The sequence below is a fragment of the Pantoea sp. paga genome (genome assembly GCF_007558755.1).
GTDB lineage: Bacteria > Pseudomonadota > Gammaproteobacteria > Enterobacterales > Enterobacteriaceae > Pantoea > Pantoea agglomerans.
In genome coordinates, this window is record NZ_VLTF01000001.1 from 602,028 (window position 1) to 626,382 (window position 24,355).

The 24,355-nt window shown below is 52.8% G+C and carries 28 protein-coding genes; 16 read left to right on the forward strand and 12 right to left on the reverse strand.

Annotated features, from left to right (window positions below; genetic code table 11):
- The 4 genes from FOV68_RS02865 to FOV68_RS02880 form a co-directional block, all read right to left on the reverse strand.
- Positions 1-648 (reverse strand): metallophosphoesterase, encoded by a 648-nt coding sequence (locus tag FOV68_RS02865; RefSeq protein ID WP_143990281.1) that lies wholly within the window; start codon positions 646-648, stop codon positions 1-3.
- A gap of 329 nt (positions 649-977) precedes the next feature.
- Positions 978-1,190, reverse strand: a complete 213-nt coding sequence (locus FOV68_RS02870) for a DUF1272 domain-containing protein (RefSeq protein WP_010258758.1) — start codon at positions 1,188-1,190, stop codon at positions 978-980.
- A gap of 149 nt (positions 1,191-1,339) precedes the next feature.
- On the reverse strand, positions 1,340-2,689 hold the full coding sequence (locus FOV68_RS02875; protein ID WP_033757897.1) for an MFS transporter: 1,350 nt from the start codon (positions 2,687-2,689) through the stop codon (positions 1,340-1,342).
- Positions 2,690-2,830: 141 nt separating this feature from the next.
- Positions 2,831-4,861: a choline transporter gene (locus FOV68_RS02880; RefSeq protein ID WP_031591398.1), complete on the reverse strand. Its 2,031-nt coding sequence runs from the start codon at positions 4,859-4,861 to the stop codon at positions 2,831-2,833.
- Between the two features lie 255 nt (positions 4,862-5,116).
- Here FOV68_RS02880 and betI point away from each other — a divergent pair, with 255 nt between their 5' ends.
- The 8 genes from betI to FOV68_RS02920 all read left to right on the forward strand — a co-directional run bounded on the left by betI (position 5,117) and on the right by FOV68_RS02920 (position 12,038).
- On the forward strand, positions 5,117-5,710 hold the full coding sequence (betI, locus tag FOV68_RS02885; protein ID WP_010258750.1) for a transcriptional regulator BetI: 594 nt from the start codon (positions 5,117-5,119) through the stop codon (positions 5,708-5,710).
- 14 nt (positions 5,711-5,724) lie between these two features.
- Positions 5,725-7,197 carry a betaine-aldehyde dehydrogenase gene (gene betB, locus FOV68_RS02890; RefSeq protein ID WP_143990282.1) on the forward strand — a complete coding sequence of 491 codons (1,473 nt, stop codon included), beginning with the start codon at positions 5,725-5,727 and terminating at the stop codon, positions 7,195-7,197.
- Positions 7,198-7,220: 23 nt separating this feature from the next.
- Positions 7,221-8,903, forward strand: a complete 1,683-nt coding sequence (gene betA, locus FOV68_RS02895; RefSeq protein WP_031591401.1) for a choline dehydrogenase — start codon at positions 7,221-7,223, stop codon at positions 8,901-8,903.
- 429 nt (positions 8,904-9,332) lie between these two features.
- Positions 9,333-9,683, forward strand: a complete 351-nt coding sequence (mdtJ, locus tag FOV68_RS02900; RefSeq protein WP_143990283.1) for a multidrug/spermidine efflux SMR transporter subunit MdtJ — start codon at positions 9,333-9,335, stop codon at positions 9,681-9,683.
- On the forward strand, positions 9,670-9,999 hold the full coding sequence (gene mdtI / locus FOV68_RS02905) for a multidrug/spermidine efflux SMR transporter subunit MdtI (protein WP_010258739.1): 330 nt from the start codon (positions 9,670-9,672) through the stop codon (positions 9,997-9,999). Before mdtJ ends, mdtI begins: the two co-directional genes overlap by 14 nt.
- A 200-nt stretch (positions 10,000-10,199) precedes the next feature.
- Positions 10,200-11,342 (forward strand): acyltransferase, encoded by a 1,143-nt coding sequence (locus tag FOV68_RS02910; RefSeq protein ID WP_083067877.1) that lies wholly within the window; start codon positions 10,200-10,202, stop codon positions 11,340-11,342.
- A 148-nt stretch (positions 11,343-11,490) separates the two neighbouring features.
- Entirely contained in the window at positions 11,491-11,751 is a 261-nt protein-coding gene (locus tag FOV68_RS02915; RefSeq protein WP_115387466.1) for a hypothetical protein, read from the forward strand.
- Positions 11,752-11,852: 101 nt separating this feature from the next.
- Positions 11,853-12,038, forward strand: a complete 186-nt coding sequence (locus FOV68_RS02920; RefSeq protein ID WP_031591405.1) for a hypothetical protein — start codon at positions 11,853-11,855, stop codon at positions 12,036-12,038.
- Positions 12,039-12,135: 97 nt separating this feature from the next.
- Here the strand turns inward: FOV68_RS02920 and FOV68_RS23955 are convergent, their stop codons facing one another.
- Both FOV68_RS23955 and adhP read right to left on the reverse strand, forming a co-directional pair.
- Complete coding sequence (locus FOV68_RS23955) at positions 12,136-12,273, reverse strand: hypothetical protein (protein ID WP_010258717.1); 138 nt, start codon at positions 12,271-12,273, stop codon at positions 12,136-12,138.
- A 213-nt stretch (positions 12,274-12,486) separates the two neighbouring features.
- Positions 12,487-13,509, reverse strand: coding sequence for an alcohol dehydrogenase AdhP (gene adhP / locus FOV68_RS02925; protein ID WP_031591406.1), 1,023 nt, complete (start codon positions 13,507-13,509; stop codon positions 12,487-12,489).
- A 689-nt stretch (positions 13,510-14,198) separates the two neighbouring features.
- Between adhP and FOV68_RS02935 the strand changes: the two genes are divergently transcribed.
- The 6 genes from FOV68_RS02935 (at position 14,199) to FOV68_RS02960 (ending at position 17,629) form a co-directional block, all read left to right on the forward strand.
- Positions 14,199-14,909 (forward strand): LexA family transcriptional regulator, encoded by a 711-nt coding sequence (locus tag FOV68_RS02935; RefSeq protein ID WP_143990284.1) that lies wholly within the window; start codon positions 14,199-14,201, stop codon positions 14,907-14,909.
- Between the two features lie 638 nt (positions 14,910-15,547).
- Positions 15,548-15,829 carry a hypothetical protein gene (locus FOV68_RS02940; RefSeq protein ID WP_143990285.1) on the forward strand — a complete coding sequence of 94 codons (282 nt, stop codon included), beginning with the start codon at positions 15,548-15,550 and terminating at the stop codon, positions 15,827-15,829.
- A 96-nt stretch (positions 15,830-15,925) separates the two neighbouring features.
- Positions 15,926-16,336: a hypothetical protein gene (locus FOV68_RS02945; RefSeq protein ID WP_143990286.1), complete on the forward strand. Its 411-nt coding sequence runs from the start codon at positions 15,926-15,928 to the stop codon at positions 16,334-16,336.
- Between the two features lie 155 nt (positions 16,337-16,491).
- Positions 16,492-16,905 carry a hypothetical protein gene (locus FOV68_RS02950; protein WP_143990287.1) on the forward strand — a complete coding sequence of 138 codons (414 nt, stop codon included), beginning with the start codon at positions 16,492-16,494 and terminating at the stop codon, positions 16,903-16,905.
- Positions 16,906-17,016: 111 nt separating this feature from the next.
- The gene (locus FOV68_RS02955) at positions 17,017-17,235 is read left to right on the forward strand and encodes a hypothetical protein (protein WP_143990288.1); all 219 of its coding nucleotides are present in this window, start codon (positions 17,017-17,019) and stop codon (positions 17,233-17,235) included.
- Between the two features lie 112 nt (positions 17,236-17,347).
- A complete protein-coding gene (locus FOV68_RS02960) occupies positions 17,348-17,629 on the forward strand; it encodes a hypothetical protein (protein ID WP_143990289.1) in 282 nt (93 codons plus the stop codon).
- A gap of 207 nt (positions 17,630-17,836) precedes the next feature.
- On the opposite strand, the gene FOV68_RS02965 is transcribed toward FOV68_RS02960, so the two are convergent.
- The 5 genes from FOV68_RS02965 to copC form a co-directional block, all read right to left on the reverse strand.
- Positions 17,837-18,277 (reverse strand): hypothetical protein, encoded by a 441-nt coding sequence (locus FOV68_RS02965; protein ID WP_143990290.1) that lies wholly within the window; start codon positions 18,275-18,277, stop codon positions 17,837-17,839.
- Between the two features lie 21 nt (positions 18,278-18,298).
- Entirely contained in the window at positions 18,299-18,961 is a 663-nt protein-coding gene (locus FOV68_RS02970) for a hypothetical protein (protein ID WP_255473589.1), read from the reverse strand.
- 564 nt (positions 18,962-19,525) lie between these two features.
- Positions 19,526-19,873 (reverse strand): YebY family protein, encoded by a 348-nt coding sequence (locus FOV68_RS02975; protein WP_010670792.1) that lies wholly within the window; start codon positions 19,871-19,873, stop codon positions 19,526-19,528.
- A 28-nt stretch (positions 19,874-19,901) separates the two neighbouring features.
- Positions 19,902-20,777, reverse strand: a complete 876-nt coding sequence (gene copD, locus FOV68_RS02980) for a copper homeostasis membrane protein CopD (protein WP_143990291.1) — start codon at positions 20,775-20,777, stop codon at positions 19,902-19,904.
- A gap of 5 nt (positions 20,778-20,782) precedes the next feature.
- Positions 20,783-21,160, reverse strand: a complete 378-nt coding sequence (gene copC / locus FOV68_RS02985) for a copper homeostasis periplasmic binding protein CopC (protein ID WP_064705025.1) — start codon at positions 21,158-21,160, stop codon at positions 20,783-20,785.
- Between the two features lie 151 nt (positions 21,161-21,311).
- On the opposite strand from copC, the gene FOV68_RS02990 reads away from it, so the two are divergent.
- Together FOV68_RS02990 and exoX are read left to right on the forward strand one after the other, a co-directional pair.
- Complete coding sequence (locus FOV68_RS02990; protein WP_010258692.1) at positions 21,312-21,545, forward strand: DNA polymerase III subunit theta; 234 nt, start codon at positions 21,312-21,314, stop codon at positions 21,543-21,545.
- Positions 21,542-22,213, forward strand: a complete 672-nt coding sequence (exoX, locus tag FOV68_RS02995; protein WP_031591420.1) for an exodeoxyribonuclease X — start codon at positions 21,542-21,544, stop codon at positions 22,211-22,213. The genes FOV68_RS02990 and exoX overlap by 4 nt, the downstream gene beginning before the upstream one ends.
- Here the strand turns inward: exoX and FOV68_RS03000 are convergent.
- Complete coding sequence (locus FOV68_RS03000) at positions 22,207-24,270, reverse strand: prolyl oligopeptidase family serine peptidase (protein WP_143990292.1); 2,064 nt, start codon at positions 24,268-24,270, stop codon at positions 22,207-22,209. The two genes, exoX and FOV68_RS03000, sit on opposite strands and share 7 nt — an antisense overlap.
- Between the last annotated feature and the right edge of the window lie 85 nt (positions 24,271-24,355).

Here is a 24,355-nt window from a genome sequence, read left to right on the forward strand (position 1 = left end):
TCACTTTATTTGCAGCATCGTCAGATGATTGCCAAACACTGCGCCGGTATCGATGTAGTGCAGATTGGCAATCGTCAGCGACTGTTTCAGCGGCGTGTGTCCGAAGTAAAAGGCGTCAGCGCCACGGATGCCCGTCCGTTCGCCTGACTCCATCGCCTCCAGCCGCTGACGGCTCCAGACCACCTGCTGCCAGTCGAGTGGCTTATTCAACGCATATTCCCGGGCCGGATAATCAGCATGAGCAATCACAACAGTTCGCTCATCGAGTTGCAGATGGAGAATCAGCGGCAGCTCACGGCAACGCTGCAACGCGTGACGCGCCGCAATCAACGCTGCACCACGCAGCCGAAAGAACCAGTCTCCACCGTTCATCTGCCAGAGCGCCATTTCCTGCCCCTGTAATGCTGAAAGCGCCATCTCCTCATGATTCCCCCGCACGCAGTGAAACCAGGGCTCCTCCAGCAGTGTCAGACAGCCCAGGCTGTCGGGACCGCGATCGATGATGTCACCCACCGAAATCAGTAAGTCTTGCTGCGGGTCAAACTGATGCTGCTGCAACAGCGCATCCAGTTCGCGGCGGCAGCCATGCAGATCGCCGACCACCCAGATCCGTCGCCACGCTGCGCCATTCAGGGATTGGTAAAACATCGCTGCACCCGGCCTTTGTCTGCTGAAAACATCTTCAGAGTATAGTCAGGGCTGACCCTGTACTGGCATGACGAGCTGGAAAGCAGAATGCAAAGGAGGCTGGCAACAAGGGAGCAAGGAAGCAAGGAAGCAAGGAAGCAAGGAAGCAAGGAAGCAAGGAAGCAAGGAGGCCGGACAAAGCGATTAAAGAGAGGTGAAAGGAGCGTCCCTCCCGGCGCTTATCTCCGGCACTCAGTTAAGGTGGTAGCTCTGTCAGGGACGAAATACATCATAAAGCGATCAGGCGCGCCAGGCTATTCTGCCCCCATCATATCTGTAGTCATTTGGGATCAGCTACGCATTTTAGCCGGATATTTCTGCAGTTTCTCTGCCGGACGCACCGGACGGCGCACCAGCTCACCGCCGCAGTTGGGGCAAAGATGAGTGAGATGCTCAGCACAGTCAGCGCAGAAAGTGCATTCAAACGAGCAGATGCGTGCCGCCAGAGAAGATGGCGGCAGATCAACGTCGCAGCGTTCACAATTGGGGCGCAGTTCCAGCATGGTGTGACTCCTTAAAAAAAAACGGTATGCGCCAGCTTCGCGGTTGCTGACACGAATGTCGAGTCAGCAACCGGACAAGAGTGTGTCAGATCCGGACATCCTGCTTTAACGGTACAGTCAGCGGCGAACGGCATCCTGCTGTGCCGCTGTTATTTATGCCGCTGATCCTCAGGAAGGTCATCGGGCAAATCCTCTTCGTCAGCTGTGCCATCGAACTCAGCACTCTCCTCTTCCGGCTCCTGACCGCCCATCGACGCATGAATCACCTCCTCTTCCAGCGTCGGGATCAGCGCGGCACCCAGTGGCGAGGTCGCCAGACTGTCAGGCATCACCACATGCGGCAACGGCACTTCGGTCGTCGGAAGCGGACCCGGCGCACGCACATAACTCAGTCCGCCAATCACCAGCGCACAGAGCATAAAGAAGAGATAGAGCATATTGCTGCCCAGCGGCTGCATCAGCGCACCGACCACCAGCGGGCCGATACTGGCGCCAATACCAAACGCCATCAGCAGACAGGCAGTTAACGAGACACGACGATCGGCGGCGACCTGATCGTTGGCCAGCGCCACCTGCAACGGATAGAGCGCAAACTGCATCATGCTGGCGGCAAAGGCGATGCCAATCATCCAGTGGAAGGTGAGATGCGGCAGTACCACCAGCGGCACGCAGGCCACGGCAAAGAGCATGGCAATGATGAATAACAGCCGCTGGCGGTCATAGCGGTCAGAGAGCCAGCTCAGCGGAAACTGCGACACCAGTCCGGCAAAAATCGTGAGACTCATAAAATAACCGGTCTGGCTGGTGGTGAAGCCTTTGCTGCTGCCATAAACCGGTGCCAGGCCATAGAACGCGCCAATCGCCATGCCGGTCACCAGGGTGGTGCCGAGCAGTTTGGGAATAGTGCGGATAAAATAGCCCAGCTCCATCGGCGCCGGCGTCATGGGCCGGACATGAGTGCGGGTGGTCAGTGCAATCGGCACCAGACAGAGCGCGAAACAGAGCGCCACAATCAGCAGCGTGCTCACCCCAAACCCCGATTGCAGGCTCAGGATCACCTGTCCGCCACTGAGTCCAAGGTAGGTGGCGACCATATAGAGGCCGAAAATCATGCCGCGCTGGGAAGATTCCGCCTGATCGTTGAGCCAGCTCTCCAGCACCATGTACTGGCACATCATGCAGAGCCCGATAATCAGACGCAGAAAGACCCACAGCGGAATAAAGTCCGTCAGCCCGTGACCCACCACCGAGGCGGTAATAATTCCGGCACAGGCCACGTAGGCACGGATATGGCCGACGCGGGCAATCAGGTTGTGCCCCACCTTGCCGCCAATCACCAGCCCGATGTAGTTGGCCGCAATAATCGCGCCGATCAGCGCACCATTAACCTGCTCACTGGCCAGTCGTAACGAGACGTAGGTAGTCAGTAAACCGGAACCCAGCAGCATCAGAAGCGTAGTGGTATAGAGCGGCAGAAACGTACTGAATATTTTTCCCATATGACTCCCTGTCTACGCTTTTCAGGCATCAGGCCAGCAAAGCCCTAAAGATAGTCGATTTCGGCAGGTGAAGCGGTATTGTTGATGACGACGGTAGCGAAAAAAAAGCCCGCCAGCAATTGCTCACTGACGGGCCCTGAGTTAAGCGCTTGGGAAGCTGATGTTGCTGCCCGGCGCTTCACGGTTGAGATGGATGAAGTTCAGGTGTCGCTCATACTGATCCAGTATGTCGATGATCACCTGCTCTTTGCTGTAATCCATTAAGTCGTTACCCTGGCTGCCCTCCATCAGGAAGGTTTCCAGCCGGTAGTAGGTCGACTTACCGCTGCGGGCGCGATAGGTGAAGCCCGGAATCGAATATTGCTGCGGCCAGACCTGATAGATAAAGTCCTGCTCCTCGCCCAGATGGACGCGCAGATCCAGATAGCCAATCGGGTTGCTTTCATCCGGCTCAACGCTCTCCAGCGTGACCCGGCCATCCCGCAGCTCCAGCTCTTTCGCCACTTCCTGCATCGCCGGATAGATGGTTTTTTCCATCATCTGCTGGGTATAACGCGAGCCAGGGTAGTTCATCAGGCGCGAAAGACGCTTCTTCCAGGTCAGGCGATCGGTCGCATGAGCCAGATAGGGCGCGGTGTCGCGCGTGGCGCTGGCCCGACGGTGATCTTCAATCTTCAGCGATTTAAACAGCCCCGCCATCACAAAGAAGATAACAAAGCTGAACGGCAGCCCCATGATCACCGTAGTGTTCTGCAAGGCAGTGATACCGTTGGTCATCAGCATGCTCATGGTCAGTACCCCAATCGCCACAGACCAGAAGATACGCAGCCAGTTCGGTGCATCACTGTTGATGTCTTTCAGTCGCGAGGTGAAGTTACCCAGCACCAGCGAGCCGGAATCCGCCGAGGTGACGTAGAACAGCATACCGGTGATCGTCGCGACCGAGGCGCTGAGTTTAAACGCCGGATACTGCGCCAGCAGGCTATAGAAGCCGCGCTCCGCATGATTCATTACTTCCTGCGCAAACTCCGTATTGCCGTGGATGATCTGATACAGCGCGGCATTACCGAACACTGACAGCCACAACAGCGTAAAGGTAAACGGAATAATCAGCGTGCCCAGCACGAACTCACGGATGGTACGACCACGTGAGATACGCGCCAGGAACAGGCCGACGAATGGCGACCAGGCCACCCACCACGCCCAGAAGAAGAGCGTCCAGCTGTTCATCCACTGTGTCGGGCGATCAAATGCAAAGGTATTGAGCGTCATGCCCATAAAGCGGTTGATATAATCCCCGACGTTCAGCACCAGCGCATTCAGCAGGAACTCGGTGTTGCCGAAGAACAGCACAAACAGAATCAGTCCCAGCGCCATCACCACGTTCAGCTCAGAGAGAATACGGATCCCTTTATCGACGCCCGACGTGACAGAAATGGTGGCGATCACCACGGAGAGGACAATCAGCGCGGCCTGCGCGGTCAGGCCTTCCGGGATATCAAACAGCACTTTGAGGCCATAGTTCAGCTGCACGACCCCGATGCCGAGTGTGGTGGCGATACCAAAGATGGTGCCCACCACGGCCGCAATATCTACGGTGTGGCCAATCGGGCCATAGATGCGTTTACCAAAGATGGGATAGAGCGCGGAACGGATGGTCAGCGGCAGGTTATAGCGATAGCTGAAGTAGCCCAGCGCAATGCCCATCAACGCATACATTGACCAGCCGGTCAGTCCGTAGTGGAACAGCGTCCAGACCATCGCCTGGCGGGCCGCTTCCATCGTCTGCCCTGCCCCCTCCGGCGGCTGCATATACTGCGTCACCGGCTCGGCGACCGAGAAGAACATCAGGTCAATGCCGATCCCTGCGGCGAACAGCATGGCGGACCAGCTGAGCACGCTGAACTCGGGTTTGGAGTGCTCCGGCCCGAGCTTGATCGAACCAAAGCGTGAGCAGGCCATATAGAGCACAAAAACAATATAGAGCGTGGCAGCCAGCATGTAGTACCAGCCGAAGGTGGCGGAAACCCAGTTTACCGCCTTGAGGATCCAGCTCGCGGCCAGTTCACTGTAGAGAATCGTCACAAGTGAAAACGTCAGAATCAATCCGGCAGAGGTATAAAATACAACGGGATTGAGTCTGTCTTTTTCACCGGCAGGTGGATTATTCATCGGTTACCTCTGGTTAATGTCCTGAAAATACGCAATGGATAAGTCTTGCCGTCCACGGCTTTCCGGCCTTGCGGCCCTGTTTCGTTCTGTCACTTCCTGTTAATCACTCAGGCAAACCAGCCTATTTTAGCACTCATTGCCGTTTCGCTTTCGCTACATTTAAAGAACAGCATCCTAACAAAGTTTCTTTTTATATTGAACGTGCAATCAAAAAAAGTTTAAATAGGGGCTCGATTTGAGGGTGGAGCTGGAGCTATGCCAAAGGTAGGGATGCAGCCGATACGTCGTCGGCAACTGATTGATGCGACCCTGAGCACGATTAATGAAGTGGGGATTAATGATGCCACTATCGCCCAGATCGCCCGTCGGGCGGGGGTATCCACCGGCATCATCAGTCACTACTTCAAGGATAAGAACGGCTTACTGGAAGCCACGATGCGTGATGTAACGCGTCAACTGCGGGAGGCGGTATTGTCGCGGTTAGAACCGCTGGCCGGTGCCTCTGCAGAACAGCGGTTGTGTGCCATCGTTGAGGGTAATTTTGATGATACCCAAGTGCACACGGCAGTGATGAAAGCCTGGCTCGACTTCTGGTCGAGCAGCATGCATCAGCCCCAGCTTAATCGCCTGGAGCGGGTCAGCAGCCGGCGGCTCTACTCAACGCTGGTGGTCGAATTCCGGCGTGAACTGCCGCTGGAGAAGGCAAGGCTGGCCGCACACGGTCTGGCTGCCCTGATAGATGGTCTGTGGCTGCGCGCCGCGCTGAGCGGTAAGCCATTTAACCCGGTCATCGCCCTCACACTGACCACCCAATTCATCCGTCAGCAACTGGCTGGCGAGCACGAATAACGGAAGGAGAAAACATGTCCCGATTCACCGAGCAGAAACTCTACATCGATGGCGCTTATGTTGCCGCAGCGTCTGGCGAAACGTTCCAGACGATTAACCCGGTCAACGGCGAAGTGCTGGCAGAGGTTCATGCCGCCGGCCAGGAAGATGTCAATCGCGCCGTTGCTGCCGCCAGAAAAGGCCAGAAAGTCTGGGCCACGATGACCGCCATGGCGCGCTCACGTATCCTGCGTCGTGCCGTCGATATTCTGCGTGAGCGTAATGATGAGCTGGCAGAGCTGGAAATGCTCGATACCGGTAAGCCTTACAGCGAAACCTCAGCGGTCGATATTGTCACCGGCGCAGACGTGCTGGAGTATTACGCCGGTCTGGTTCCGGCGCTGGAAGGTCAGCAGATCCCACTGCGCGAAACCTCCTTTGTTTACACCCGCCGCGAACCGCTGGGCGTGGTAGCCGGTATCGGTGCCTGGAACTACCCGATTCAGATCGCCCTGTGGAAATCCGCGCCCGCGCTGGCGGCGGGTAACGCGATGATTTTCAAACCGAGTGAAATGACCCCGCTCACTGCCCTGAAGCTGGCGGAAATTTACACCGAAGCGGGCCTGCCGGATGGCGTGTTCAACGTGCTGCCGGGCATCGGTTCGGTTACCGGTCAGTTGCTCACTGAGCATCCTGGCATCGACAAAGTCTCCTTCACCGGTGGCGTCGTCAGCGGCAAAAAAGTGATGGCCAATGCAGCAGGTTCAACGCTGAAAGAGGTCACCATGGAACTGGGCGGTAAATCACCGCTGATCATCTTTGATGATGCCGATCTCGATCTGGCCGCCGACATCGCCATGATGGCGAACTTCTACAGCTCCGGTCAGGTCTGCACCAACGGCACCCGCGTCTTTATTCCTGCAAAACTGCAGGCCGCATTCGAGGCGAAAATCAGCGAGCGCGTTGCCCGCATTCAGGCAGGCGATCTGCGTGACCCGGCGACCAACTTTGGTCCGCTGGTCAGCTTCAGCCATCGCGACAATGTGATGCGTTATATCGAATCCGGCATCGCTGAAGGCGCACGCGTTCTGTGCGGCGGCAAACGTCTGACCGGTGGCGATTTCGACCAGGGTGCCTGGGTTGCACCCACCGTGTTCACCGACTGCCGTGATGAGATGAAGATTGTGCGTGAAGAGATCTTCGGACCGGTCATGTCGATCCTGAGCTATGAAAGTGAAGAAGAAGTGATTCGCCGCGCCAATGACACCGACTTTGGTCTGGCCGCCGGACTGGTGACGCAGGATCTCAATAAGGCGCACCGCGTGATTCATCAGATCGAAGCAGGTATCTGCTGGATTAATACCTGGGGCGAATCTGCCGCAGAGATGCCAGTGGGGGGTTACAAGCACTCCGGCATTGGCCGTGAGAATGGCCTGATGACGCTGCAGAGCTACACCCAGGTGAAGTCCGTGCAGGTTGAGCTGACGCGTTTTCAGTCAGTCTTTTAATCACTTAACCTGAGGAACGATGAATGGAATTTGATTACATTATTATTGGAGCCGGATCCGCAGGAAACGTTCTGGCTACCCGTCTGACCGAAGAGAGCAACGTGAGCGTCCTGTTGCTGGAAGCGGGCGGCCCGGATTACCGCTTTGATTTTCGCACCCAGATGCCTGCGGCCCTCGCTTTCCCGTTACAGGGCAAACGCTATAACTGGGCTTATGAAACTGAGCCAGAGCCTTACATGAACAATCGCCGCATGGAGTGTGGTCGCGGCAAAGGTCTGGGCGGTTCATCACTGATTAACGGCATGTGTTATATCCGCGGTAACGCGATGGATCTCGATAACTGGGCCAGCGAACCTGGACTGGAGAACTGGAGCTATCTGGACTGCCTGCCCTACTACCGTAAAGCGGAAACCCGCGATATCGGCCCGAACGATTTCCACGGCGGCGACGGCCCGGTGTGTGTTGCAACGCCTAAAGCGGGCAACAACGTGCTGTTTGAAGCGATGATTGAGGCGGGCGTACAGGCGGGTTATCCACGCACTGACGACCTTAATGGTTATCAGCAGGAAGGTTTCGGTCCAATGGATCGTACCGTGACGCCAAACGGTCGTCGTTCCAGCACTGCGCGTGGCTATCTCGATATGGCTAAAGGCCGCGCTAACCTGAAGATCATCACGCACGCCACTACCGATCGCATCATCTTCGATGGCAAGCGCGCGGTCGGTGTGGAGTATCTGCAGGGCGACAGCAACACCATCAACAAAGTAACCGCGCGTCGTGAAGTGCTGCTGTGTGCCGGCGCTATCGCTTCGCCACAGATCCTGCAGCGTTCTGGCGTGGGTTCTCCTGAGCTGCTGAAGCAGTTTGATATCCCGGTGGTTCACGACCTGCCGGGCGTGGGTGAAAACCTGCAGGACCATCTGGAGATGTATCTTCAGTATGAGTGTAAGGAACCGGTCTCAATCTATCCGGCTCTGAAGTGGTGGAATCAGCCGAAAATCGGTGCAGAGTGGATGTTTAACGGCACCGGTATCGGCGCCAGCAACCAGTTTGAAGCGGGTGGCTTTATCCGCAGCCGCGAAGAGTTCAGCTGGCCGAACATTCAGTATCACTTCCTGCCGGTGGCGATTAACTACAACGGTTCCAACGCGGTTGATGCCCACGGCTTCCAGTGTCACGTCGGCTCAATGCGTTCTCCAAGCCGCGGTCATGTACGCCTGAAGTCACGCGATCCGCGTCGTCATCCGGCCATTCTGTTTAACTACATGTCGCATGAGCAGGACTGGCATGAGTTCCGCGATGCGATTCGCATCACGCGCCAGATCATTAATCAGCCGGCGCTGGACAAGTACCGTGGCCGTGAAATCAGTCCGGGACTGGATTGCCAGACAGATGAGCAACTGGATGAGTTCGTGCGTAACCACGGCGAAACCGCCTATCACCCGTGCGGCACCTGTAAGATGGGTAACGACCCGATGTCCGTCGTTGATGGCGAAGGTCGTGTGCATGGACTGGAGGGCTTACGCGTGGTTGATGCGTCGATTATGCCGCTGATCATCACCGGTAACCTGAACGCCACCACTATCATGATTGGCGAGAAGATTGCCGATAAGATTCGTGGTCGCGATCCATTGCCGCGCAGCACCGCCGCTTATTATGTCGCGGGTGATGCACCCGTTCGCACGGTTCCGCAGCGCACTGAATAATACGTGACATCGTCACTTAATAGTAGTCGGGCACTTTTATTGCCCGGCTATTTTTTCATTACGGTTTACCACACATCCTTTTCCACATTTCACCATTTTCAAATCATCAAACCTTAACCGACATCAAACAAAGCAGCATCTGCTGTTGATTTGGTGATGTGCAGAATGCTATAAATCCAGCGTCTATTTAACCGGAGGCACTATCCGTCCACTGATGAGAAGCAACAATGTGGATGTGTTGTAAATTTTATGAGCAGAATGTTCATGTCAACCCCCCTGTTTTCCCCCATTTGCCTTTCTGGCTGGAATGCCGCCGATCAGCACTGGCGTAACGCCCTGTAGTCCCCTCACCACTTCGACACTGTTCTGAGTCTGCCCGCACGTTGTGCGTTGTTGCAGGTCGTCATTTATCGTTGCTGGAGAGCACCCATGCGCGCCTGGCTTTTATTATCACTCGCTATTGTTACTGAGATTATTGGTACCCTTTTTATGAAATGGTCCAGCCTCAATGGCAGCCATTCCGGCTACCTGATGATGCTGGGCATGATTGCCTGTTCTTATATTCTGCTGAGTTTCGCCATTAAACGTATCGCCCTGGGCGTGGCTTATGCCCTGTGGGAAGGTATCGGCATCATGCTGATTACGTTATTCAGCGTGCAACTGTTTGGTGAAACGTTGTCAGCGCTGAAAATCTGTGGGCTGGTGACGCTGATTGTCGGAATTGTGTTGATCAAAACCGGCACCCAATCATCAGCGGAGGTTAATCATGCTCATCGCTGATCTTGTTCATGCGTCCTGGCTGGCGCTGGCTATCGTGCTGGAGATTGCCGCCAACATATTCCTTAAATATTCTGATGGGTTTAAGAAACCGCTGTACGGTCTGCTTTCACTTTGTTGTGTCCTGCTCGCGTTCAGCGCACTCGCTCAGGCGGTCAAAGGTATCGATCTCTCGATCGCCTATGCGGTCTGGGGCGGTTTTGGGATTATCGCCACTGTCGCGGCCGGATGGGTGTTGTTTGGCCAGCGGCTGAACCGCAAAGGCTGGGCCGGCCTGACCCTGCTGCTGGCCGGTATGATCCTGTTAAAACTGGCCTGATCGGCCCTCTCATTCAGTGATATTGATTAAGGGTGTGCCACTGCACGCCCTTAACTTCCTGTGCTTTCCCGCCCTGTTTCGGTTGATTTTTCCCTCCTGCCTGTGCTCGGAATCTTCTTACTTTTGTAAAGGCCCGTTTACATATCTCTTGCCTTGAGGCTTAGTGAGCGCCGAAGGTCGGATAAAAACGAGGAATAGTTATGTCTGCAACACGAGGTTGGTCTACGGAGCTGGAGGGATTACGCGGCATCGCTTCTCTCTGGGTATTAGTTGGCCATATAAGCTTACTGGTTCATTGCCATATCACGCTTATTTCATCCCCTGGCATCGGGGTCGATCTGTTTATTCTGTTATCGGGTTATCTGATGGCGAAAAACTACGTCGAGCGTCAGCAGAAAGAGCCGTGGCAGAGCACAGAGACCATTAAGAAGTTCTGGATCCGGCGCTTCTTCCGCATCGCCCCGCTCTACTATCTGCTGCTAATCATCGCTCTGATTTATGGCCCGTGGTTTGGCGAGATGCGTGACACCATTGCTCATTTCTATTCCGGCACCGCCACTGAATCATCGCGTTACACCGACCAGTCGCTGGCAAACATCCTGACCCACTTCAGTTTCCTGTTCGGCCTGCTGCCCGAATATGGTTTTAATACCGTGCTGCCTGACTGGAGTATCGGGCTGGAGATGCAGTTCTATCTGCTGTTCCCGTTCATCATGCTGGTGACGCTGCGCTTTGGTTATGCCGCATCGCTGATTGGCATCATGGCGCTCTGCTGCGCTGGCCGGTATGTGCTGGCAGATTATTATGAGGCGTTTGAGATGCCTTCAATGATCCTGATAAAGCTGAATATGTTCCTGTCGGGCATGTTGCTGGCCGAGGCGATTCGCCGTAAATCCCTGCTCTACGTCGCCTTTGCGCTGCTCGGCCCGGTCGCCAGCGTGGCGATGGGCCTAGGCGCGATTAAGCTGCAGGTGATTATGGAGGCGCTGATGATCGTCGGTATGACAGCGATTCTGTGGCAATACCCGCAGGGCAGCCTGATGGCAACGCTGATTGCTCTGCCGCGTAAGCTGCTGAACAACCGTCTCAGCACCTGGCTGGGCGACGTGTCGTTCTCGGTCTACCTGCTGCATCTGCTGATTGTGCTCCCGATGATCGCACTGCTGCTCAATCACACCGACATTGAGTTTAAGAGCGACATGATGCGCTTCCTGATTGTCTGCGTCTCTGCCATCCCGGTGACCTATGCGCTGGCCTCTTTACTCTATAAGTATGTTGAGAAGCCCGGCATTCAGATTGGTAAGCGCGTGCTGAAGCCGAAGCTGGCCGATCAGACCAGTTAAGTTTTTAACGCAGCCCATCCCTTTCCTAAAAGCCCCTGACGGGGCTTTTTTATTGCCGCTTCACATGGCTTCTCCTGAGCGGAAGTCAGCACACCCGCCGAGGTGAACTACACTTTCCCGGTTAACAATCTGACGCAGAGGAGAGAACATGAGCATTCAGCATCTGCTGCTATCCAGTGACGGTGGCGCAGTGATCATTGAAGCAGAACAACTCGAAAGTGAGCTGGTTATCCCGCCCCACCTGCAGACCCTGACCGGCGGTGAAGCTGACAGCGATACCGGCCATCGGGTGGCGGTAACAAAGCACTACTGTAAGGGACGCTACTATGCGGTTGCCCTTGATCGCCATGCGGCCAGCAATGAAATTGATGACGTAATCGACCTGCTGCATCCGACCCCGCTTGATTAGTCTTTGTCGGACAGAACCAGTTATGTTCAGCTGAACTGCTGGCGGAAAAACTCAGTATTGCCGGTGCGCGGCATTTACCTATTCAGAAGAGGATAAGCATCATGCAAAAGAAGAAGTGGTTTGTTTCTTACGTGATTAAGCCTGAAGGTGAAAATCATGTCACGACTCACGCCTTTATCGAGGGTGACGATGTCGAGGAGGCGCTGGAAGCCTTTATGTTCGAAACCAAGAAAAGCCTGTCGCTGGAAACCGGAGAGCTGATTCTGCTTTCGGTGAGCCTGGTGTAACCTCTGATTAACCTCGCGATTGCGGGGTTTTTTATGTCCTGTATCAGGATCGGTTATCTATTTATATTATTTATAATTTCCCTGGTGCGGCACTCAGTTACTTACTGGGATAAGGCCAGGCGTGATCCACGCCAGTTGATGACAGCAGACCGGTAACAGCCAGATACGCCAGTATCAGGACAAATAGCACAATCGCTGCAATTTCAATGGATTTGAGTAAGTGATGCTTAGCCATAAATAACCCTCCTTCAGATGTGTGTAATCAGACTTCACCCCATAAACTATAATGTTACCGGTAAAGTTCAAGTGAAAATCACATCATGAAACATAAAGCTGCGCTTATTAATGCTTTAACCGAATGTGCTCTTACGCATTCAGAGGGAGAGAACTGGCCTTACAGGCATAAAAAAGCCCGCACGGCGCGGGCTTGTGCGATTATTGGCACGGATTATTCAGCAGGCTGACCGGTAAAGTCGATCACCATCCTGCCGCGGATCTTGCCCTGAATCATCTCATCGAAGATGGCATTGACCTCACCGATCTTCCTTTTGGTCACCTTCGGCACCACCTTCCCTTCTGCCGCAAACTGGAAAGCTTCCGCCAGATCGTTACGCGTTCCGACCAGCGATCCCACCACCTGTATGCCATCGAGCACCAGACGTGGAATATTCAGACTCATCGCTTCTGGCGGCAGTCCGACAGCCACTACCCGACCACCGGCCCTGACCGCATCGACAGCAGAGTTAAACGCCGCTTTAGCAACCGCTGTTACCACAGCCGCATGCGCCCCACCGGTTTGCTCCTGAATAAAGCGAGCCGCATCTTCGCTGGCAGAGTTTACGACCAGGTCGGCGCCCATCTCTTTCGCCAGTGCCAGTTGCCCATCACTCACGTCAACTGCGATCACTTTGGCGTTAAAGACATTTTTTGCATACTGCAGGGCGAGATTTCCCAGCCCGCCAAGACCGTAAATCGCCAGCCACTGACCCGGTTTTACCTCGGACACTTTCACCGCTTTATAGGTGGTGACACCAGCGCAGGTGACACTACTGGCGGCGTATGGGTCAAGCCCATCGGGGACTTTGACCGAGTAGTCTGCAACGACGATACACTCTTCAGCCATGCCGCCATCGACGGTATAACCGGCATTGACGACCTCTCTGCAGAGCGTTTCGTTACCGGAGTTACAGTATTGACAGTGCCCGCAGCCCTTAAAGAACCATGCCACGCTGGCACGATCGCCTGGCTTGAGTGAGGTGACATCTGGCGCGACTTCCTCAACAATACCGATACCTTCGTGGCCCAGCGTCACGCCGGTTTTATCACCGAAATCACCGTTCTTCACATGCAGATCGGTATGGCATACGCCACAGCATTCCATCCTGAGCCGTGCTTCGCCCGTTTTGAGAGGACGCAACGTCTTCTCAACCACTTCAACCTTGTGTTCACTGTTAGCAATTGCCGCTTTCATAAACGTTACTCCTTTTGATTGAAGACTTAAGGATAAGCCAAACCGCGGTGATGACAAGATGACAGGTAAGCTTTGGGTGCGAGGTTGCCGGGTTGTTTCTGCTTTTGCGAGTGGGGTGGGTTTTTGGGGTGAAGGCGTAGCGCGGGCGCTTAAGTGCGGCAAATTTAAGTTATTCGTGAAGGGATTTATTGGATAAGAGTGAAGCGCTTTTAACCGGAGGTTTAATTCAGTTTCTGCTTCGTAGGTGAACTTGTTGTTTCTCGCGTTTTCCAGGAATGATAATTTCTGTGTTGGTAAATGATTAGCATGACATTACGGAGAGCAAGTTACCCAGGTTTTCACTGGTATTGCGAGGGAGGTGAGATTGATAAAGAGCAACACAACTTTTGCAGCAGCATTTCTTCTGCCAGGTAAGGGCCAGCGCTCTGCTTCATGTACACATTTATCAGGAGGCGTGATTACGAAAATTTTCCGCACTACCCGTACTGCTTTACTGATTGCGGTCTGAGTCGGATAAACACAGATTACATCCGCGGCCTTCGACTGTCCTTTCTTCTTACGTAATCAACCCGGGTTAACTTATCTATTGGTTTTCTCAGAGTGACCCACAATAAAAAATACCGAAAGTATTGAAAATATAAATACATTCGGTACTTCTTTTTTAAGAACTTGAGTATTAGAATTCGGAGATGGAAAAGAAAAAAGAACTTACTCCAGAGCAGATGGCCGATGCTACTCGCCTGAAAGCTTTGTATGAGTCAAAGAAAAAGTCGCTGGGCATTACGCAGCAGCTTATAGCCGATGCTTTGGGTATAACCCAAGGCGGTGTTGGGCATTACCTGAACGGAAGAAACTCACTGAACGTGTCAGTGGCGTCTGTGTTTGCGAAGATGCTTCAATGCTCAATTGCTGATTTCAGCCCCACTCTTGCCAGAGAGGCAAGCAGTTACGCTTCAGCGGCTGATGCTAACGTATCAAACCCCAGAGACTACAACTCGACTGCACGCTACCCGGTACTAAGCAAGGTTCAGGCTGGCGCATGGGCAGAAGCCTGTGAACCCTATACCATTAAGGATGTCGATATGTGGCTTGAATCTGACGCACATATACAGGGAGATGCTTTCTGGTTACAGGTGGAAGGCGATTCGATGACAGCACCGATCGGACTAAGCATCCCGGCAGGAACGTATGTATTGTTCGATACAGGCCGCGAAGCGGTAAATGGGAGCCTGATCGTGGCAAAACTCACTGATGATAACGAAGCTACGTTTAAGAAGCTCATCATTGATGGCAGCCAGAAATATCTGAAGGGTTTAAACCCTCAGTGGCCTATGGTACCAGTGAACGGCAACTGCAGAGTATTGGGCGTGGCGATCGAGACGAAGATGAAGTTGGTGTAAAGCTCATTGGAAGGAAGAGGCTTTTGCTCAACTGGTACCCGACCCTTTCAGCCTTTACCAAAGCTTTAAAAACCGCTTACCCCGTAAGCCCGAAATTTGCGAAATACAAAAAGCCCGCCACTGAGCGGGCTTTTTTGTGTCGGTTCCCCTCTCCTGAAAAATAAATTCCCTTCTGAATCAAACAAATAATACCGTTGATATTATATTTAATACCAGGGGTATTGCCAATCACCAGTACCGCAAGTATTGTTTACACATCAGCAGGACGAACTCCTCACCAGGACGGTGATGCTCTTTAATAATATGACCTTTTGAATACACAAGCAGAGAAGAGCTTTTCAGGCTGATGCAATGAAGATGCTTGCTGATGTGGTAGTTCCCCAAAGCGAATAATCCTGAGTGGAAAGCTCCACACTTCAATACCCAGCAACCAGCGTCGCATGACAGCTGTTAACCCAGGAGAACATCAGAGGCCAGGTTTTCTGAAAGAGCGTAGTAAAGTTAATAATGGCACTACACTAAATTAATAACTTAAAAGCTGCATATACATACAGTAAATAACTGTCCACGGCAAAAATGAGATTAAGGTGTCTGAATAAATTCAGAGCCTAACTCACTCAACTAAAAGAGGATTGACCATGTCTTATACAGACCAGGAATTTGAAGATCTGCAAGACCTTAACACCTTGTATCGCTCCGCGATTCTGGATACCACCGAAGCTCTCGGCTGGGGTATCGAAATTCTCACCAAAGTGGTAGCGGCAAGTAATGCTGGCACGCTGGGTTCGTTCTCTGCGACCGATCAATACCAGGCTAAGCAGACCCTGATGTATCTGAAAAGCCGCAAAGACGATAACGCCCAGTTCCGTAAACCCGGCGACCCGTCACCTCGTTCGTTTGCGCAGTTCGACAAAGGCTAACTCAATTAATTGAGTATTACATAGGCCGATCTCAAATCGGCCTGCTCAACCTAATTGAATTATCTGTATTAATCCTTGTTTAAAGGACTCTAAATTATGACTACTGCTACAGACCTTGCACAACAGGCAATAGAGAACATCAACGCTCTCAAAGCGCTGGCTGAAAGAACAGGTGAAGTCCCGACTGATGTTCAGGCTCAACTGGACGCTTATGCCAATCAGGTCGATAAACTAACCAGGCAGTTAGGCAGCGAGCAAGAGACCCGTGAGGGTTATCGCGTTAATATTTTGATGGATGCTGAGCAAATTGGCCTGGCTCTCGAAATCATGAATAAAATCGAGGATGGACTCGGCGATAAAAGCATTCCTCAAATGCCTGTTACTTTGCGACGTCAGCTTACTGAAACACTAATGTATGTTACGAATCGGCAGAGTGATCTCCTTGTTTATCGCAAAGAGGGTGACTCTGAACCTCGTTCGTACGAAGAGTACCGCATGGGAATTTAACTTGTAGTAAACAGCCGCCTGCGGGCGGTTTTTTTTTACCTGGCTTTGTTCGCAGCAGCAATGAGCACGAACGCAGCAAAAAATAAATTTTGAAAAGTGCTATAAAGTGCGTATGAAACCGAATAATCTTATAATTATTCTTTAATGCTCACAGTATGGATTCTGCATGCTTAGATCTGGGATTTTATTCGCTGCTTTTATTATTTCTGGGGCCGCCATCGCAGAGCCTGGAAGTTTTACCTTTGACATTAATGACAGTCAAGAGCCGTACCAGCAGCATCATAGAATCAATCTATTATGTAGCCAGGGATGAAGTTGAGTCTGAGAATGTAATCTTCAACCTAACCAACGTGTGTGGTAAAAGGTTATATAAAGTTACGAGGCAAAATATTGGCAAGAGCCTTTCTATCTATTACAAAGGCAATCTGCTTTCCAGCGCTATGATAGCCTCTGCGCTCAACAACAATTTCAGCCTATCAAGTAAAGAGATGCCTCGTGTGATCCTAATGCAGCTTCTTAATAATTACGGGCTAAGCATGGTTAGCGAAAAACCTGGCGGCGCACAGTAGAGATGAGCGCGATAGGGCTAACGTGGATTTTACCACATCAGGAGTCGCTTACAGGAATGTTGCGCTGCAGAATCCGTGTGGCACTGACCCGGCTTACCAGAAGGATGAGAAGTGACTATCGTTTTCATTCCCTCACTTATCAGCTTACTTGTTTTTAAAGCCGAGGAGAAAGGCTCTCCTTTGACTGAAGAGGAAGTATTAGATATTCGTGATAATGCTACCGCCATTAGCCTGCATACTGAAGGGGTCTTAAGCATGATTGAGAGTCGTGGATGTCAGGATATAGATTCGGAAAGTTGCTGGGACGAATGGCTGAATTACAATAAGTAGAGCTCAAGTTTTACCACGAAGAGTCGATGAAGTTTCCACGGGGATAAGACCCGATTTATCAAAAGGAGGAGAAGCTTTGAGGTGGATTTTTTTATCTGGAATGTTGCTTTCTATGACAGCAATAGCGGATGACAGGTCATTCGAAACGCCAGAGGTTAAATGCCTGAATCACCACACTATCCCGTTCATAAAGTCCGATATTCAGCCAAAAAAAATCGTTGATGAGGCTTATGTCATTTGCAAGCCTGAACTGGAGGAGTGGAAGAAAACGCAGGAACCGTTGCCTGCTGAAATGAAGCAGCGCATGCACAAAGAGCTTTATGACTTCTACATCAGGATGATTGAAAAACGACGAGATTATGAGACCAGTAAATCCGCAGAAGTCACCCACTGAGGCGGTTTTTTTAAAATGCAGCCGCTTACTGCACGGGCTATACCCTGACAGTGGCGGCATCGCTTACGGTATGGATGAACTGCATGCAGGCAGTACAGGTATTGATACTGATACTGCCGCATCGAATAGTACATAGACGGAAAGGACTGAATTAAAATCCATTCTATGCCCGAATTTTTCAATTAAAAACTTTCAATTAAAAAATCTTTAATTCTGCCATTGAATCATTTCATCCAGCCTCTTCAGAATGTCGGGGAAATAGCTTTCATTAAGGCCAAAGCTGCCTTTAACCTGAACGCTGTCGGCATGAGGCTCCGGTCGAAGGATAAAATCAATAGTTACGCTATCAATAGTATTTTCATTTGTCAGTATCATATCAAGCTGATGAATATCGCTCTGATATTTAAACGACTTTAACTTTTTCTGAGCAATTATCGCCTGATGAAAAGCTGAAAATTCTTTCTTCAACATTTTCAACTCTCCAACAGTGAACTTAGTCTTAAACGCCACCTTCAGGCCGCTTACCGAGAATTCGATCCAGGACTGTATCCAATCCCAGTGATGATTAACCGGATCGACTTCGTTATCGACAACCCGTTCAAAAGGCGATACCGCAAAAACGAATTCTTCATCTCTGATATCAAACATATGTACGTTCCTGTCGGTTAATCAAAAATACTTAAAATGAGTTATCGTCCAATCTGATACCCTTACCACAACCTCAAGAGTGTACTTCTTATACTCAGTGATATTTTTCTTACGGTGTAATTTATACATTTCCGTTTCATAACGATACATACCCTCTCCGTTGCGAGGATCGGCCATGCGTCTGCCATAGCGGATAGCTCTTTCCTGAATATGTAACGGAACATAGCGACCCGGCTCATACATGTGCCTCGCCGCTGTTTCGGTCATTTTCAGGTTACACGCCGATAAACCCGTTTTTAACCTGGCACGCAGGAACATTATTGTTGCCTGGCTGAGTCTGGCACTTATAGCAGCTCGTGTACCAGCCTCCAATAATGCGCGGCCAGCGCGGAAAATTCGAAATACACCAAACGCAAGAAGCGCTATGTCTGTAGGATCAATCAGTGGCGTTTCGAGAGGTGTCTCTTCAAGTCGAACAAAATGCCCCTGCACATCGTATATCTGCCACAGACCGGGAGCCTGAGCCACAGAATAACCAATGCACATGCCGCTGGACTCATCCAGCACCGGCTGTGCGTTTCGTGGCAGCACACGTGGTCTCAATTCAAAAAATACGTTGCCCGATAATGGTGACTGAAATGTGTAATATCTGCCAGGTTCTGTGATTGCATTCCCTGCATTCATTATCGTTCCCTCATTTTCATGTGACTTAATAGAGTGCCACAGGATAGTAGAGCGGTCATTACCGAGTACTGCAACGCCGTTCACTCAGCAAACTTCTCTCGCACGGGCTGTACAGCCTATACCTGATGCTCCTGACAGAGCTTCAACCATGAGTAAAACAGCTGGCAGATTATCGCCACGGTGTCCCTTTCATAAAGAGGTAGTAAAGCAGGGTTGTAACTTATATGAATAGGAAAAATGGCAATGACATAATGGAATGGCGTCTTGCAGAAGAACACAACGGAAAAGACTAAGTTATTGATTGAAAATCATTAACTGATGGGCGGCATCTGACAAAAAAAGACCGAATACGATTCCTATATTCGGTCCAGGGAAATGGCTCTCAAGGAGCCGTGCGCTAAAAGTTGGCATTTATGAAGGCGATGTCGCCTTGCCATTTAACATTAGAACAGCGCGGTGGAATTGCCAGCAAACGTGAGGCGCAGGACCATAAACCGGATCAGTTTGTGATCGCAACGGCAAAAAAGAGGGGTTGGGCGCAGCGCGGTGCTGCACCCGACAGGTTTATTTACCGCACAACGCCTGGGTGCGCTCAACAATCGGCTGCAGACTCATCATCTGGCCCGGATGCGCTTTATCTTCGGCCTGGATCACGCTGATCGGCTGCGCTTTCACCTGTTTGTTTTTGAACAGTGTGTCGGCGATATCGTTCAGGGGGTATGTCATCAGCGTGCTCGGGTTGATGGCAAACATCGCACCATCTTTCTCACAGGTCAGCATCACCTCTTCACGGTTAAACGGCCACTTCTCTTTACCGATCTCAAAGCGGCTGACGGTAATGATTTGTGCCGCCAGCGCCTGGCCGCATACGGATAACAACAGGATTGCGGGGATCACTTTCTTCAGCAACATAACTACCCTTTTCTCTCTTAAACCACATTCAGGCTGGCGACAGCGTGGCAAATACGCTGACCAGCCCAACCACTCCGCACGCCAGCAGCAGTTCAAGCTGCGTCATGCGAATAAATTTTTGCTGCGTCCCGCTGCCCGCCAGGCGGAATCGCGGCACCAGCCAGTATCGGTTAATCAGCGCCACCAGCACCATCAGGGCAACCAGCAGCACTTTGCACAACAACAATACAATGTAGCGTGAATCGTGCCACGTGAGCGGCCAGCCCACGATCATCACGCTGTTTATCAGGCCACTCAGCAGCGTTAACGCCACCGCCAGATGACCATAGCGCGAAAAGCGCATCATGGTGCGGATAGCGTCGGTACGGCGATCGATCTGGCGCGCCTCCCGCATCAACAGCAACAGAGGCAGTAATCCGCCCGTCCAGAACGCCGCGGCAATCAGATGCAGTGCATGATTGAGCTGCTGAAGCAATCCCGGCCAGCCATCGCGCATCGCGGCATGACCTATCAGAGCCATGCAGGCCAGTTGCAGTACGCCTGCCAGCAGTAACACGGGCTGACGCAGCCGCCCGGTCAGTAACAAACCGGCAACAGCCAGCAGGCTAAACAGGATTTCCCACAGCCACACGCCACCGAAGTGCGTGCCAATCACCGCCAGCCAGACATCAACATCGGCCAGATTGGTGCTGTCGCCGCTCATCAACACATTCTGGCAGGCCAGCATCGCCAGTGCACTCAGCAGCGCCAGCCAGGCGCTCCCTTTCACCAGCGGGTTTAATCGTCGCGCCAGTAGGGGTCGATAGCGTTTGGGTGCCAGCAGCGCACTGTAACAGGCGCTGCCGGTCAGCAGCATCACGGCGGCAAAATGCAGCGCGCGTAACAGGATCCAGAGGGTGGTCACCGGCGTTACTTCACGCTAAAGCGATAGCTTCCTGCGGTTTTGTGTCCATCCACCGACAGCACATGCCAGTTAACCTGATAGCTGCCCGCTTGCAGCGGCTGAGACAGGCCCACAATCAGCCGGTTTTTCTGGCCAGATTCAACGCGGGCTTTAGCGGTGGCGACAGGCTTCTGTGCACTATCCAGCAGCGTGACGCCGCTGAATGCCGCTTCAATATCTTCACTGAAGTTCAGCGTCAGCGCATCGGTGGATGTCGTTACCTGCGCTTTGGCCGCCGGGATAGAAGACTGGAGATGCGCATGCGCCGCTGCCAGCGAACTGAATGTCATCAGTCCGGCTGCCGCCAGCGCAATAAATATGCGGGAAATCAGTTTTTTATGCATAAGATCATCCTTTTAACCGCCGCAAGGGCGATAAACGTGGAAAAAGGATACGCTGCTGTATTTGCACTGTCGAGGCCAGCGATGCGATCCTTTATCCTTGATTCAGACCGCCGAAAACATTACTTTTGCCCGCTATCGTCAGGAGAATATTATGAGCCATAACCTTGCCCTGCTGTCCCAGGAAGAGAAAGACAAGATTAATGTCGATTTGGCGGCAGCGGGTGTGGCGTTTAAAGAGCGCTATAACATGCCTATCGTCGCCGAAATGGTGGCGCAGGAGCAGCCCGAAGCGCTGCGTGACTGGTTTCGTCAGCGTCTGATGCACTATCGCCAGGCGTCGCTCAGCCTGTCGCGCCTTCCTTATGAACCGAAGATGAAACAATGATATTTCGCGTTATTGATACCGAAACCTGCGGTCTGCAGGGTGGCGTAGTCGAAGTGGCGTCCGTGGATGTGGTCAACGGCCAGATTGTGAATCCGATGAGCGATCTCACCCTGCCCGACCGCCCTATCAGCCGTCAGGCGATGGCCGTGCATCGCATCACCGAAGCGATGGTCGCCGGTAAGCCGACCATTGAAGAGGCGATCCCGCGCTATCACGGCAGTGCTTTTTATGTGGCGCACAACGCCAGTTTTGATCGCCGGATGCTGCCGGAGATGTACGGAGAGTGGATCTGCACCATGCAGCTGGCGCGTCAGCTCTGGCCGGGCATTAAATATGGCAACCAGGCACTGCGTCATTCGCTGAAGCTGGATGTTATACCGCCCGCCGACCTGCATGCCCACCGCGCGCTCTATGACTGCTATGTTACGGCGGCACTGCTGATCCGTATTATGGAGACCTCCGGCTGGAGTGCCTCCGAGATGATTGTGCGGTCACAACCGGCGGCCCAGCGCGACGACGTTCTGCCGTTTGGCAAATACCGCGGTCAGGCGATTGCGGTGGTTGCGCGTAAGGATCCGGGCTATCTGAAGTGGATGCTGGATAACGTCAGCGATCTGCGCCCGCCATTGCGGCAGGCGCTGCGTAAGTACCTGACCGAGTCTCAGTAATCCTGGGCTGGCGGTAAGGTGCCCTGCGCCAGCCCCAGCAGGAAGCTGTATTCCATCGCGATCCCTTCATAGGCTTTATAGCGCCCCGACTTGCCGCCGTGGCCCGCATCCATGTCGGTGCAGAGCAGCAGCAGGTTATTGTCGGTTTTCATCGATCTCAGCTTCGCCACCCACTTGGCCGGTTCCCAGTACTGCACCTGCGAATCGTGCAGGCCGGTGGTGACCAGCAGGTGGGGATAGGCTTTCGCCTCGATATTGTCATAAGGGCTGTACTGCCGGATATAACGGTAGTACTCCGGATCATTGGGGTTGCCCCACTCGTCATACTCGCCGGTGGTCAGCGGAATCGACTCATCCAGCATTGTGGTAACCACATCCACAAACGGCACCTGGGCAACCACGCCGTGGAACCGCTGCGGTGCCAGGTTAATCACCCCGCCCATGAGCAAGCCACCCGCGCTGCCACCCATAGCATAGAGTCGTTCCGGGTGTCCGATGCCACGCGCCACCAGCGCGTTAGTAACATCGATAAAATCAGTGAAGCTGTTCATTTTGTTCAGCAGGCGACCGCCGTCATACCATTGCTGCCCCAGCTCACCGCCGCCGCGCACCTGTATCAGCGCATAGACAAAGCCGCGATCCAGCAGGCTCAGGCGGCTGACGCTGAAATCGGCATCCATACTGCTGCCGTAGGCACCGTAGCCATACACCAGCATCGGATTCTGCCTGGGCTGATAATGTTTGCGGTGATAGACCAGCGATACCGGCACTTCGGTGCCATCGCTGACTTTGATCCAGTGATGTTCGCTTCTGTAATCTTCCGCGTTAAAGCCTTTCACCGCGCTCTGCTTCAGGATGCGGCGTTCGCCGGTATCCATATCCAGTTCAAACAGCGTGGTCGGCGTGGTCATCGACGAATAGCCATAGCGCAGTTTGCTGGTGCGCGGCGTCGGATTGTAGGCCAGCCAGGTCACATAGGTCGGGTCGTCAAAGGCGATGCCGCTGGTTTCACCGCTGGCCCAGTTTATCTGCCGCAGGCTGGTTAAGCCGCGCTGGCGCTCCTCGACCACCAGCCAGTCCCGAAACAGCTGAAAATCTTCCATCACTACCTGTTCCCGTGCCGGGATCAGGGTTTCCCAGCGTGACTCGTCCAGATAGCGGCTGCGGTACAGCCCGAAGTTTTCGCCCTCCCGGTTGGATCGAATGAAGAACTGATGATCGTAGTGGTCGATGCTGTACTCATGATCGCGGCGGCGTGGCAGAAACACATGGGGCTGCGCGTCGGGGAAGTTCGCATCAATCAGCTGAATTTCGCTGGTGTTGGTGCTGTAGAGCGCAATCATGATGAACTGCTTGGAGGTAGTCTTATGCACGCTGAGATGATAAGTATCATCCTGCTCTTCATATACCAGCTGATCATCAGACTGAGGTGAACCGAGTTCGTGTCGCCATACCTGATAGGAGAGCAGCGTCTGCGGGTGTTTTCGTACATAGTAGAGGGTGCGCGAGTCGTTACCCCATGCGAAGCTGGAAGAGGCATTGCTCAGCACTTCAGGGTACCAGCTGCCACTCTCCAGGTTACGGAAGCGGATGCCATATTGCCGGCGAGACAGGAAATCTTCAGCCAGCGCCATGACAAGGTTATCCGGACTGATATGCAGCGCGCCCATGGTGTAGAAATCGCTGTGCGAGGCGCGCTGGTTGGCATCCAGTAGCAGGCTCCACTCGCCAGACTCATCGCTCGCGGCGGGCTGGCGGTAATAGGCCGGATATTCGTTACCGCTCTGGTAGCGGCTCTGATAACGGTAGCCATTTTTCACATAGGGCACCGAGTGATCTTCAGGCGGCAGCCGATCGATAATCTCTTTTAATACCCGGTCCTGCAGTGGCTGCTGTGACGACATGATTTTTTTGCCGTAGTTGTTTTCGGCACGCAGGTAATCAAGAACCTCGCTGTTTTCGCGCTTGTCGTCGCGCAGCCAGTAGTAGTCGTCAACGCGCGTCTCGCCGTGCAACGTCATCTCATGGGGTATTTTTTTTGCGATGGGTGCTTTCATCCATCCGTCTCCGTGAACGTAATGATCTGTAAGCGTAACACTTCAGCAGCGGGAAGCCAGGTATAGGTTGAGAAGCAGCCGCTGG

Excerpts from the sequence above, each read along its gene's own strand:
- FOV68_RS02865 (WP_143990281.1), bottom strand. The coding sequence starts at position 648 with ATGTTTTACCAATCCCTGAATGGCGCAGCGTGGCGACGGATCTGGGTG.
- FOV68_RS02870 (WP_010258758.1), bottom strand. The coding sequence starts at position 1,190 with ATGCTGGAACTGCGCCCCAATTGTGAACGCTGCGACGTTGATCTGCCG.
- FOV68_RS02875 (WP_033757897.1), bottom strand. The coding sequence starts at position 2,689 with ATGGGAAAAATATTCAGTACGTTTCTGCCGCTCTATACCACTACGCTT.
- FOV68_RS02880 (WP_031591398.1), bottom strand. The coding sequence starts at position 4,861 with ATGAATAATCCACCTGCCGGTGAAAAAGACAGACTCAATCCCGTTGTA.
- betI (WP_010258750.1), top strand. The coding sequence starts at position 5,117 with ATGCCAAAGGTAGGGATGCAGCCGATACGTCGTCGGCAACTGATTGAT.
- betB (WP_143990282.1), top strand. The coding sequence starts at position 5,725 with ATGTCCCGATTCACCGAGCAGAAACTCTACATCGATGGCGCTTATGTT.
- betA (WP_031591401.1), top strand. The coding sequence starts at position 7,221 with ATGGAATTTGATTACATTATTATTGGAGCCGGATCCGCAGGAAACGTT.
- mdtJ (WP_143990283.1), top strand. The coding sequence starts at position 9,333 with ATGCGCGCCTGGCTTTTATTATCACTCGCTATTGTTACTGAGATTATT.
- mdtI (WP_010258739.1), top strand. The coding sequence starts at position 9,670 with ATGCTCATCGCTGATCTTGTTCATGCGTCCTGGCTGGCGCTGGCTATC.
- FOV68_RS02910 (WP_083067877.1), top strand. The coding sequence starts at position 10,200 with ATGTCTGCAACACGAGGTTGGTCTACGGAGCTGGAGGGATTACGCGGC.
- FOV68_RS02915 (WP_115387466.1), top strand. The coding sequence starts at position 11,491 with ATGAGCATTCAGCATCTGCTGCTATCCAGTGACGGTGGCGCAGTGATC.
- FOV68_RS02920 (WP_031591405.1), top strand. The coding sequence starts at position 11,853 with ATGCAAAAGAAGAAGTGGTTTGTTTCTTACGTGATTAAGCCTGAAGGT.
- FOV68_RS23955 (WP_010258717.1), bottom strand. The coding sequence starts at position 12,273 with ATGGCTAAGCATCACTTACTCAAATCCATTGAAATTGCAGCGATTGTG.
- adhP (WP_031591406.1), bottom strand. The coding sequence starts at position 13,509 with ATGAAAGCGGCAATTGCTAACAGTGAACACAAGGTTGAAGTGGTTGAG.
- FOV68_RS02935 (WP_143990284.1), top strand. The coding sequence starts at position 14,199 with ATGGAAAAGAAAAAAGAACTTACTCCAGAGCAGATGGCCGATGCTACT.
- FOV68_RS02940 (WP_143990285.1), top strand. The coding sequence starts at position 15,548 with ATGTCTTATACAGACCAGGAATTTGAAGATCTGCAAGACCTTAACACC.
- FOV68_RS02945 (WP_143990286.1), top strand. The coding sequence starts at position 15,926 with ATGACTACTGCTACAGACCTTGCACAACAGGCAATAGAGAACATCAAC.
- FOV68_RS02950 (WP_143990287.1), top strand. The coding sequence starts at position 16,492 with ATGGATTCTGCATGCTTAGATCTGGGATTTTATTCGCTGCTTTTATTA.
- FOV68_RS02960 (WP_143990289.1), top strand. The coding sequence starts at position 17,348 with ATGACAGCAATAGCGGATGACAGGTCATTCGAAACGCCAGAGGTTAAA.
- FOV68_RS02965 (WP_143990290.1), bottom strand. The coding sequence starts at position 18,277 with ATGTTTGATATCAGAGATGAAGAATTCGTTTTTGCGGTATCGCCTTTT.
- FOV68_RS02970 (WP_255473589.1), bottom strand. The coding sequence starts at position 18,961 with ATGAATGCAGGGAATGCAATCACAGAACCTGGCAGATATTACACATTT.
- FOV68_RS02975 (WP_010670792.1), bottom strand. The coding sequence starts at position 19,873 with ATGTTGCTGAAGAAAGTGATCCCCGCAATCCTGTTGTTATCCGTATGC.
- copC (WP_064705025.1), bottom strand. The coding sequence starts at position 21,160 with ATGCATAAAAAACTGATTTCCCGCATATTTATTGCGCTGGCGGCAGCC.
- FOV68_RS02990 (WP_010258692.1), top strand. The coding sequence starts at position 21,312 with ATGAGCCATAACCTTGCCCTGCTGTCCCAGGAAGAGAAAGACAAGATT.
- exoX (WP_031591420.1), top strand. The coding sequence starts at position 21,542 with ATGATATTTCGCGTTATTGATACCGAAACCTGCGGTCTGCAGGGTGGC.
- FOV68_RS03000 (WP_143990292.1), bottom strand. The coding sequence starts at position 24,270 with ATGAAAGCACCCATCGCAAAAAAAATACCCCATGAGATGACGTTGCAC.